Here is a 6,768-nt window from a genome sequence, read left to right as displayed (position 1 = left end):
GACCGCATCGGCCAGGTCGCGTGCAATGCGCATGGGGATCCCTTTCACTCGTTCCCCTTTGATGTAGCCGGGGCTTGGCACGATCACAAGGGTTCGCGCTCGGCTCGATGGGCCGGTTTTCCCCTGTCAGCCGAATTCGGCGCGGAGACGGTCCCGGTGTCGCGCCAACCAGAGCGCCGCTGTCACCAAAGGCATGTCCCGAAAGGTACAATCGTCCACCCCCGCCATCAATTCGTGGAACGAGATGACTTTACTGCGGATATCCTCGCCCTCGCCCGGCAGCCCGCCGCCGCCCTCGATTGAAGAAAAAACCGCAAGCCCGCAAAAAATATGGACATATTCCCCGGAAGAGCCGCTGGAGGGATAGAGGCTGCCGCACAGCTCCATATGGCCGACCTCCAGCCCTGCTTCCTCCATCGCCTCGCGTCGGGCCGCCTGTTGCGGGGTTTCGCCCGGATCAATCAGACCGGCGGGCGGCTCCCATATCCAAGGATCGCGATCTCCCGCGAGAAAGGCCGGAGCGCGAAATTGTTCGATCAAAAGCACCGCATCGCGTTTGATGTCATAGGGCAGCAGAACCGCCGCCTCGCCGACGAGTATGGCGCCGCGGTTCATCACCTCGCTCATGCTGCCGTCAAATTTGCGATGCTGGAGGTCCATTTCCTCCAGCGCGAAGAAGTTCATATATTCGCGCCGATGCGCCTTGACCACGACATCGCGCGACAGATCCCAATTGGCATCCCCGGGCCGTGCCCGCGCCGCGCGCCAGGACGTCGCGCGCCGTCGCATCGAGGGCAGGGATTTGGGGATTTCGGCGGCGGGTTTGCGCCCGTGAAAGGCCATGATCTCCGCCGCCATGCGGGCCGCCACGTCCTCCCAGCCCTGCGCCCAGTCCTGAAGGGTGACCGGCGGTGCGTCCTGTTGCGGCGGGCAGACATAGGTGAGGGCCGCTACCATTGCTGTCGCAGCTCGCACCGTGATCTGGACAGGGTGGCGGGAAAAACTTCTTTGATAATAGTATATTGCGGCGAGATCCTCATCTGATAGGCCGCGCAGCAGCACACCATCGACCGCTGCGCCGACCTGCGGCAACAGCGCCGGATGCGCGGCGGGATCTGCGAGGATCAGCTGGTGATCCGCCAATACGGCGGCGCTCGTTTGCTCCGGCGTCAGCGGGTGGCCCAGGACGGCGTCCCTCACATTCGGCAGGCTCAGGGCCCCCGCTACAAACAGGTCCGTCACGCGATCCCCTCTTTCATATGTCTATTTCCAGCGCGCCTTTGCGACATCGGTCACCAGCCCGCAGATGACGCCGCCGATAACCAGCGTCAGCAGAACATTCGGCACCGCAATCACAAAGAAATACTCCAGCGCGATGGTGAAAATCGCCGCCAGCGCGTCAAACGGATTGTCGTAGATATGGCGATAGGCCAGGCGGAACATCTCCACCGCGCCCTGCACAAACAAGCCGCTGAGCAAGAGAACCGCCATGCCGGTCAGACCGTTGTTGATGCCAGAGACCCGCCCCCGACCGGCCCGCGGCCCCATGAGGCGCCAACCAACTATGATGCCCAACCCCATGTTTACATAGGTAAAATAGCCAAAATCCGTGCCTTGGGGCATCAGCGGCATGATCTGCCCCGAGACCACAAAGGCGAGGATGGCCAGAGAAAGGGCCGCAATAAGTCGGGCTGCGGTGGGCATAGGCGGGTCATCCAATTCGGCGGTCAAACTCTGGTCAAGCTACGCAGAGCCCGGTCATAAATCCAGCGGATTCGGTGTCTTTACAAGGCGCTGCCCAGTGGTGCGAAGGTTTCACTGCGTCTTGCGCTGCGCATAGGCCTCCAGCGCACGTTCGCGGCCCGCCTTGAGGTCGATCACAGGCAGGGCGCGCATCATATCCGGCGTGAGCGGCCAGCTCCGGGGGATCGCGCGATAGAAATCCAGCGCGGTTTGCGGCGGCTGGGCCTGCCCCTCCGCCAGCCAGCGGCGGGTATAGCGCTGATCGGGGTCGAATTTCTGCCGCTGGCCGTCGGGGTTGAAAATCCGAAAGAACGGCGCCGCATCCGGGCCACATCCCGCCACCCATTGCCAGCCCATGGCGTTGGCGGCCGGATCCCAGTCCACCAGGCAATCGGCAAACCACTGCATGCCGTATTTCCAGTGGATCATCAGATGTTTGGTCAGGAAACTTGCCACCACCATACGGGCGCGGTTGTGCATCTTGCCGGTGACATAAAGCTCGCGCATCGCCGCATCGACAAAATCATATCCGGTTTGCCCCTGTTGCCAGCGCAACAGATCCTCGCCCGGCTCCTCTCGCCAGCCGAAGTCGTCCCACTCCGTCCGCCAGTTTCGGGTCAGGATATGCGGCGTGTGGAACATCAGATGATAGGCGAACTCGCGCCAGACCAGCTCTTTCAGGAAGTGTTCGGCGCCGGCACCGCCCCCCTCCAGCGCCTGCATGCCGAGATGCCAGATCCGGTGCGGGCTGATCTCGCCCCAGGCGAGGTTTTCCGAAAGCTCCGAGGTGGCATCGGCGGCGGGGATGTCGCGCTTGGTTGCATAGGCCCCCACGCGGCTGTCCAGAAACAACGCGAGCTGATCCAGCGCGGCCTGTTCGCCGACACGGCAGTGCGGTGCGAGCACATCGGCGCCGCGATTCATCGCCGCGTCCATGGCATAGTCCGCAAGGTTATCGCTTGCGGGCCATTGCGCGGGCGCGGGCAACCGGCTGGGCGGCGGGATCAGCGGCGCGACATCGCGCGTGCGCACCGTTTTCCAAAACGGGGTGTAGACCTTGAAGGGGCCGCCAGCCTTTGTCTCCACCGTCCAGGGCTCAAAGAGCAGCCGACCGCCGGTGGATTTCGCCGTGATATCAGATGCTTTGAGCGCGTCCTTGATCTGCGTATCCCGGGTGGTGGCCTCCGGGTCATAGAGCCGGGACCAGACCACATGGCCCGCGCCGATCTCCTGCGTCAGATCCTTGAGCACCTGCAAGGCCGCGCCGCGGCGCAGGATCAGACGGCTGCCGATGCCCTCCAACGTCCTGGCAAAATGCGCAAGGCCAAGGCCGAGGCGAAACTTTGCGGCCGCGCCCAGGGCCTCGTCTTGTGCATCGAGGATATAGAGCGGGATCACCGGCGCGCCATGCTCCAGCGCCGTCTTCAGCGCTGGATTGTCATGCAGGCGCAGGTCACGGCGAATCCACCAGATCACCGGAGGGGTGTCAGCCATTGTCTCTCCTTTGTGCCGCCTCAGAGGACGCGGTCCAGGGCCTCGATCAGCTGCGCGATTTCGGCCTCCGTCGTGTAATGGGTGAAGCTGAGCCGCAGCACCCCTTTTGCCGGATCAAGGCCCATCGCCTCCAGCGCGCGCACGGCGTAGAAATCGCTGCCGCCCGCCATGATATTATGTTCCGCCAGTTGACGCGCGACCGGCTCTGCCGCACGGCCAAGGGCGAGCGCGACGGTGGGGGCGCGATCCTCGGCCACCGAGGGCCCGAGGAGGCGCAGATCATTGCGATCCTTCACCGCGTCCAGCAGTGGTTGCAGCAGGGCGATTTCACGCTGGCGCATCAGATCATGAACAAAACCGCCCATATCGGCCCCGCGCGGGCTGGGCGCACCGTGATGGGTGGCGAGGGCTTCGAAATAATCCACCATGCCGGCACAGGCGGCGACCTGGGCGTGGTCCGGCCCCGCCGGGGTGAAGCGCTTATAGGCTACATCGGCGTTGAAATAATGCGCCTGATTGGGCAGAAGCTCTGCCAGCGCCGAGTTGATCACCATGATGCCCTGATGCGGGCCAAAGGTCTTATAGGCGGAAAACAGATAGATATCCGGGCCAAGATCCTTGACGTTGGGCAGCCCATGCGGCGCGTAAGAGACCCCATCGACACAGACAAAGGCGCCCGCGGCATGGGCCAGCGCGGTGATTTCCGTCACCGGATTGATCTCGCCGACCACATTGGAGCAATGGGGGAAACAGACCAGCCGCACGCTCTCGTCCAGCATCGGTTCCAGCGCGGTCGGGTCGAGATGGCCGGTTCCGGGGTCGATCTTCCATTCCAGGACCTCGATCCCCTCATCGGCGAGGCGACGCCAGGGGCCGGAGTTGGCCTCGTGGTCCTGATTGGTCACGATGATCTTTTCGCCCGGTTGCAGGAATTTGCGAAAGGCCTGCGCCAGGACATAGGTGTTCTGGGTGGTGGAGGGGCCAAAGCTCAGCTCCGAGGGGGCCACGCCCAGGAGCGCCGACAGGCGGCTGCGGGCCTCGTCCATCTCTGCCCCGGCCTGCTCGGCGGCGGCATAGGGCGCATAGGGCTGCACTTTATGTTGGGTGTAGAAGCGAAACAGCCGGTCGATCACCTGCTGGCACGTATAGGACCCACCGGCGTTTTCAAAAAACGCCTGCCCCTGAAGCGAGGGCTCCTGAAAGGCAGGAAACTGTTTGCGGACAAAATCAATATCCATGGCGATCTCTTTTCTCCCCGGCGATTGCTGCCGCAGAGAGTGCAATTTCACGCCATAAGATCAAGCCCACAAACGCATCTTTGCGCCCGAATGACGCGCCGACAGGTAAAATCGCGCGCCACCGGGAGGCCGCGCGCGAAGATTATGCTCAGGCGTTCAGATCAACCACCACGCGGCCCTTGACCTGACCGGCAAGGATATCGGCCCCCAGCTGCGGCAGATCCGCAAGCGTTGCCGGGTGCACCATGTCATCCAGCCGCTGCATCGGCAGATCGGTGGCGATCCGCTGCCAGGCGCGCAGGCGGTTATCATAGGGCTGCATCACGGAATCGATGCCCAGAAGGTTCACCCCGCGCAACAGGAAGGGAATGACCGTGGCCGGAAGCGCGGCGCCCCCCGCCAGACCGACGGCAGAGACCGACGCGCCATATTTCATCTGCCCCAACACCCGGGCCAGCATATCGCCGCCAACCGCATCAACGCAGCCCGCCCAGGTTTCGCTTTCCAGCGGACGTTTGACGGTCTCGTTGATGTCTTCGCGCGGCACGATCTGCGTCGCGCCGAGGCTCTTGAGGTAATCGGCGGTCTCGGGGCGTCCGGTGACGGCGGCCACCTCATAGCCAAGCTGCGCAAGGATGGCCGTCGCGACAGAGCCGACGCCGCCGGCCGCACCGGTGACCAGAACCGGACCATTGCCGGGGGTCAGCCCGTGGTCTTCCAGCGCCATAACGGCGAGCATGGCGGTGAAACCGGCAGTGCCAACAGCCATGGCGTGGCGCTCGTCCAGCCCCTCGGGCAGCGGCACCAGCCAATCGGCCTTGACCCGCGCCTTTTGCGAATAGCCGCCCCAATGGGCCTCGCCCACGCGCCAGCCGGTCAGAACCACCTTGTCGCCGGGCTTGTAGCGCGGATCCGAGGATTCCTCGACGGTGCCGGCAAAGTCGATGCCCGGCACATGCGGGTATTTGCGCACCAAGCCGCCGCCCTTCGGGCTGAGGCAGAGGCCGTCCTTGTAGTTCACGGTGGAATAGGACACCGCAACGGTGACCTCGCCCTCGGGCAGATCCGCGAGGTCCAGCTCCTGAATAGCGGCGGAGGCTTTGCCCGTCTCCGCGTCCTGCGTCATAACAAGTGCTTTAAACATCTTGATCTCTCCTTTTAATTCCAGAATTCCTGCCGGACGGTCGCATTGCGCATTCCTTCCGGCGTTTCCACTTCGAGGCGGGTGCCCGCGTCCCAATGGGTCATCTTCACCATGCCGATCGCCACATTGGTGGCAAAATCCGGCGACCAGACGGCGGAGGAGATCCGCCCCACCTGGCGCCCATTGGCAAAGAGCGGCCAATAGCGATCACAGGGCGGCACAGCGTCACCTTTGATCGAAATGGCACTGATCTGTTGCACCGGGCCTTCCTTGGCCACCCGCAACAGCGCGTCGCGACCGATACAGCCGATCGCGGTGTGGGTATTGCAGAAGCGCCCCAGCCCACATTCATGCGGGGTGTTGTCGTCGGTCATGTCGTTGCCGTAGCTGAGCAGCCCGCTTTCGATTCGCTCAATGAGGTTGGGACAGCCCGCCCGGACCTCCAGATCCGCGCCAGCCTCGAACAGACGGTTCCACAGCGGCATGCCGATATCGCCCCCTTCGACGTAGATCTCGAACCCGCCCTGTTTTGAATAGCCCGAACGCGCGATCACCATGTCGCGCCCCTCGAACTGGTAGACGCCAAAGCGGAAGAAGCGGATGCTTCGGATGCTCTCGCCAAAGACGCGCACCATCAGCTCTTCGGCCTTGGGCCCCTGCACCGCAAGCGGCGAGACGTCGGGTTCATCCACCAGCACATCAAGCCGCCAGCCATTGGCGATGCCCTTGACCCAATAGAGCAGATCGCTGTCGGCGATGGAAATCCACCAGCGGTCCTCGGCCAGTTTCACCGCGACAGGGTCGTTCAACATGCCGCCGGTCTCGTCCACGATCGGAACGTAGTAGCACTGGCCCGGCGTCATCCCGCGCAGGTCGCGCGGCGTCAGCATCTGCATCAGCCGCCCCGCATCCGGGCCGCGCAGCTCCACCTGCCGCTCGCAGGCCACATCCCAGACCTGCACATGACGTTTGAGGTGGTGATAATCGGCCTCGACGCTCTCGAAAACCGTGGGCAGCAACATATGGTTATAGACCGTGTAACCCTTCACGCCCGCAGCCTCGACCCCGTCGGAAAACGGCGTGCGGCGCAGACGGCGAGAGAGGGAAATACCTGGGGTAATCAATGCCATGGGTCAACCCTTTCAAGGC

6 protein-coding genes are annotated in these 6,768 nt (G+C 63.4%); all 6 read right to left on the bottom strand.

Going from position 1 to position 6,768, the window contains the following annotated elements:
* Positions 1 to 126: 126 nt before the first annotated feature.
* Positions 127 to 1,242, bottom strand: a complete 1,116-nt coding sequence (locus tag HCZ87_RS10840) for an NUDIX domain-containing protein (RefSeq protein WP_167643770.1) — start codon at positions 1,240 to 1,242, stop codon at positions 127 to 129.
* Positions 1,243 to 1,263: 21 nt separating this feature from the next.
* Entirely contained in the window at positions 1,264 to 1,704 is a 441-nt protein-coding gene (locus HCZ87_RS10835; RefSeq protein WP_167643769.1) for a TrgA family protein, read from the bottom strand.
* 111 nt (positions 1,705 to 1,815) lie between these two features.
* Positions 1,816 to 3,237 carry a deoxyribodipyrimidine photo-lyase gene (locus HCZ87_RS10830; protein WP_167643768.1) on the bottom strand — a complete coding sequence of 474 codons (1,422 nt, stop codon included), beginning with the start codon at positions 3,235 to 3,237 and terminating at the stop codon, positions 1,816 to 1,818.
* Positions 3,238 to 3,257: 20 nt separating this feature from the next.
* Entirely contained in the window at positions 3,258 to 4,481 is a 1,224-nt protein-coding gene (locus HCZ87_RS10825) for an aminotransferase class V-fold PLP-dependent enzyme (RefSeq protein WP_167643775.1), read from the bottom strand.
* Between the two features lie 142 nt (positions 4,482 to 4,623).
* Positions 4,624 to 5,619: an acryloyl-CoA reductase gene (gene acuI / locus HCZ87_RS10820; RefSeq protein ID WP_167643767.1), complete on the bottom strand. Its 996-nt coding sequence runs from the start codon at positions 5,617 to 5,619 to the stop codon at positions 4,624 to 4,626.
* A gap of 14 nt (positions 5,620 to 5,633) precedes the next feature.
* Complete coding sequence (locus HCZ87_RS10815; RefSeq protein WP_167643766.1) at positions 5,634 to 6,749, bottom strand: dimethylsulfoniopropionate demethylase; 1,116 nt, start codon at positions 6,747 to 6,749, stop codon at positions 5,634 to 5,636.
* Positions 6,750 to 6,768 lie beyond the last annotated feature (19 nt).

The organism is Phaeobacter sp. HF9A, assembly GCF_011806385.1.
GTDB lineage: Bacteria > Pseudomonadota > Alphaproteobacteria > Rhodobacterales > Rhodobacteraceae > Epibacterium.
The sequence above is the reverse complement of the archived record's forward strand: the minus strand, read 5'-3'. Positions and strand labels throughout refer to the sequence as shown.

Bases quoted from the DNA above. Each gene is read 5' to 3' on its own strand.
- HCZ87_RS10835 (WP_167643769.1), bottom strand. From the start codon at position 1,704: ATGCCCACCGCAGCCCGACTTATTGCGGCCCTTTCTCTGGCCATCCTC.
- HCZ87_RS10830 (WP_167643768.1), bottom strand. From the start codon at position 3,237: ATGGCTGACACCCCTCCGGTGATCTGGTGGATTCGCCGTGACCTGCGC.
- acuI (WP_167643767.1), bottom strand. From the start codon at position 5,619: ATGTTTAAAGCACTTGTTATGACGCAGGACGCGGAGACGGGCAAAGCC.
- HCZ87_RS10815 (WP_167643766.1), bottom strand. From the start codon at position 6,749: ATGGCATTGATTACCCCAGGTATTTCCCTCTCTCGCCGTCTGCGCCGC.